Source organism: Bacteroides sp. (genome assembly GCF_052357945.1).
In the GTDB taxonomy this organism is placed as follows: domain Bacteria; phylum Bacteroidota; class Bacteroidia; order Bacteroidales; family Bacteroidaceae; genus Bacteroides.
This window is the reverse complement of sequence record NZ_DAWCXD010000017.1, coordinates 4,376-7,814: the sequence shown is the minus strand read 5'-3', so window position 1 is coordinate 7,814 and position 3,439 is coordinate 4,376. Positions and strand designations below refer to the sequence as shown.

The 3,439-nt window shown below is 41.9% G+C and carries 3 protein-coding genes; 1 reads left to right on the top strand and 2 read right to left on the bottom strand.

The features are described 5' to 3' along the window. Positions 1 to 1,310: VapE domain-containing protein (locus tag ACT8YW_RS05920; RefSeq protein ID WP_444104326.1), on the bottom strand; the 1,310-nt coding region annotated here is incomplete at its 3' end. Between the two features lie 333 nt (positions 1,311 to 1,643). Between ACT8YW_RS05920 and ACT8YW_RS05915 the strand changes: the two genes are divergently transcribed. Continuing rightward, entirely contained in the window at positions 1,644 to 2,279 is a 636-nt protein-coding gene (locus ACT8YW_RS05915; RefSeq protein ID WP_444104325.1) for an HU family DNA-binding protein, read from the top strand. Between the two features lie 239 nt (positions 2,280 to 2,518). Here the strand turns inward: ACT8YW_RS05915 and ACT8YW_RS05910 are convergent, their stop codons facing one another. Continuing rightward, positions 2,519 to 2,986 (bottom strand): hypothetical protein, encoded by a 468-nt coding sequence (locus ACT8YW_RS05910; protein WP_004299546.1) that lies wholly within the window; start codon positions 2,984 to 2,986, stop codon positions 2,519 to 2,521. Positions 2,987 to 3,439 lie beyond the last annotated feature (453 nt).

Sequence of the window (3,439 nt, the reverse complement as noted above, 5' to 3'; positions counted from 1 at the left end):
TTCCCATATTTGGTATGTTTGCGGGTGACCCCTGCCGCAAGCAAAACTTGCGCGAACGTAGCCGGATTACTTCCACGCATGGCAGCGGGGTTATACATCTTCAGTCTCCTGAATATGTCCGAAGCCGAGAGCCGTTCGCTTCCCTCTTCATCATCTTTAGCTATCCGGAAGCAGGCATGAAAGACTTCCTCTGCCGGACACGGATGATAAAAAGCAGCATTGTGGCGTTGCAGTTCCCGTTCCTCTTCTTTTGTGAACCAATAGCGGATGCCGGAGAGCAGTTCAGCTTTCAGTTGGGCATAGATCTGATCGTGCATGATACCTTCGCAATCGATCAGATGTTCTGCTTCAATGCAGATGAATCGCCGGCTACCGGTGGGATCGGTGAGCAAGTCAAAACGGTTGCTTGTACCGATGAAAGAAGCGATGCGCGGCAAGTTGCGGAAATTCTTTTGATAAGCTTTGCAGATATTCAGGTTTGCCATTTGCATTAGATTTTTCAATAATGGCATTTGCTGCGTTCCGTACTTGTCAAATTCATCCATGTTCAGAAGTCCCATTTCGGCAAGTAACCTTTCCGGTTTTCCTTGTGCAGACAGCTTCAGGTTGTCCATGTAATAACGTGACAATGCCGGAGGCATCAGTGCCTTGCAAAATGTGGATTTTTGTCGTCCCTGCTCGCTGCTGACAAGTATGGGGGCTACACTGTTGGCATGTATTCCCGTCATGCCTAACCATTGGGCGGTGAGTCCCAGCATCCAGGTATGGAAGCTTTTTATCCAGAGCTGATTGTCAGAGACACGCTGCGCCAAAGCTTCCAGTCTGTCTGTCCCATCCCAGCCGGGCAGTTCCTCCATGTAAAGCCGGAAAGGATGGTATTCAGGAATACAAGTGGAATAAATGTAACGGCTCAAGTCTTTATCCCAGCAGGATATGCCCTGGTCGTGTGCTTCCATGCAGAAAGTGTTCAGTTCCCGCTTACTTACAGGTTCGAAAGGAATGGCACGCTTGTTGGCAGGACGATATTCCGTTTCTTCCGTCAATAGGTTGTAACGAAAATCATACTGTTTTTGCAGGAATGTACGTACCTCTTGGGTTAATCGGACTGGTTGTTTTCGTTCTGTCTCTTTCTCTTTTCCAGTAGGCGGTGCAGCATCCGGCAGAGGAACGGTATATTTATCTTCATGACATTTTAGCGTTTTCTGTGGCTCTTTGTCTGTTTTCTCAACTGCATCTTCTTTGTTCTCCTTCATTTGAAACAATTTTAGTTCCTTCAATACCTGTCTCCATATCAATGTTATTGCATTCATTATTTTTTCTATTTTTAAGTGATTAAAATCGGTTTATTGTTCAGCGCTGATACTGCGAATGTACTATCGGATGATACCGGTTTGCAAGTATTTCTCCGGAAAAAATATAAATTTCTACTTGACTGAAGAAGGCGGCTTCTTATCGTCCTTTTCTCTATTTTTTATCGTATCTTTGACGAAGAGTTATTATTGATTCACTTTCGTGGTTCAATCAAATGACAAGAGTGATCTAATTGGATAACAAGTGTGATTTAAATGAACCACAGTAGTGGTTTGATGATAAACTTAAAGTTTTTACATGAAATGTATTCACTATCAAAACGTTAACGGCTAATGGCTATACTTTACGATTGGTATGAGAATCCCGGTGAGTCCGACGATTCGGAAGAGAAAGGTTTGCATCCCCGCATTTTTTTGAATGGTAAGGTGGGAACGGATAAACTGTGCCGGATGATTCACGGACGCAGTTCGCTTTCCGTAGGTGATGTAAAAAATGCGTTCGAGATGCTTGCCCAAATTTGTGGTGAAGAACTACGTGAAGGACGCGAGGTACATATCGAGGGGCTAGGCTATTTTGCCCCTATTTTGAAGAGCACGCAAAAGGTGACCCGCAGTACTAAAAACAAATGGTCGAAGATGGAACTGAAAACAATTGGTTTCCGTCCGGATGCTCGCCTGCGGGGTGAATTGGTAGGTGTCAAAGCCAGCCGGAGTAAGTATGCGCGCCATTCGGAGTCTTTGTCGGAGGTGGAGATAGATATGCGGCTGAAGGAATATTTCGCCGATCATGACGTAATGCTTCGTTATGATTTTCAGGAAGTATGCTGCATGACACGGACTACGGCGAATCGTCATCTCCGGCGATTGCTGGAAGAAGGTAAATTGCGAAATATCGGCAAACGTATGCAGCCGATTTATGTGGCTGCAGCGGGTTATTACGGGGTATCTCGTGATGTGCTCCGGCGGTAAATGGAAACGATTTGAGTAAGCGTCGATTTGAAGTGTGTCGGTGAAAGTGGTGAAAGCGTGATAGAAGGGCTTTTGCATGGTCGCTTTCACCCGCTTCCCTGCTCTGGGTGGAGGTTTCAGGAAGAAGGTGAAAGCGGTGAAGGATGTAGTCTTATAGATGATTTACTTTCATTGTTTGATTGAATAGTAAGGCTTTTTTAGTTATCTGTTAAATTGATAATATATCTGCTTAGAGGGGATTATTTAATAGCATCGAACTTCAGTGTCCCGTTTACGTCGATAATTTTCAAAGTACGGTTACCCTTTATTCCCATATCAATGAAATTGACCTTGTATAAACCATTTCCCAATGCAGTTACTGATGTTACTTTAGATATGTCGCTTGGTCCGTCTTGCATACCTGTTCGGAAGTTCCATATCGCATATCCTTCGCCGTCATACTCGTAGTTATCTTTCAGCTGCTTTTGCAATTTGGCTGTACAATGCTTTTTTACTGCCGGAACATAATTCTTTGCTCCAAAAACGTAGTTTGCGTAGAAATCTTTGATGAACTGAATGGTTTTGGTATTGTCCACTTTAGGTGATTGTAGAATAATGGCAGTCCCATTGGCGAGAACAGCCTCATTGTCGAGACAACAAGCTTGAATTTGTATGGGTTGTAGGGCAAATCCTAGATGAATGATATATAAAAATAAAATCTTTTTCATATTCGTATATTATGTATTTTGAAAGTCTTATTTAGATTTAGCGACCTATTGCAAAGATAGCGTTAATTACGAAAAATGAACGAAGTATGTGAGAAAAAGATAATAATATTATATCAAAAGATGAAATGAATTGTCCAAAGCCATTTTGATAAGAGAGGGGGATGAATGTTGTAATTAGCGATGAATAGGGGATATTTCGTTTATCTATACATTGCAGGGCAGCCGGATAGTAGCCTCATTGATTGTACTATTCTATTAAATGATATAGATTTAATGTGTATCTTTGTAGGAAATGCAAAATAAAATATGGAATCAAAATAAATAAAATCAGATAATTATGAAAAACATTTTCCTTCCTAAAGTAACGATGTGTATAATTGCACTGTTTACTTTAATTTTACCAGCTTCTGCACAAAATACAAATGCGACAGATGAGTACAAAGAAACGTTGAA

Bases quoted from the DNA above. Each gene is read 5' to 3' on its own strand.
- ACT8YW_RS05915 (WP_444104325.1), top strand. From the start codon at position 1,644: ATGGCTATACTTTACGATTGGTATGAGAATCCCGGTGAGTCCGACGAT.
- ACT8YW_RS05910 (WP_004299546.1), bottom strand. From the start codon at position 2,986: ATGAAAAAGATTTTATTTTTATATATCATTCATCTAGGATTTGCCCTA.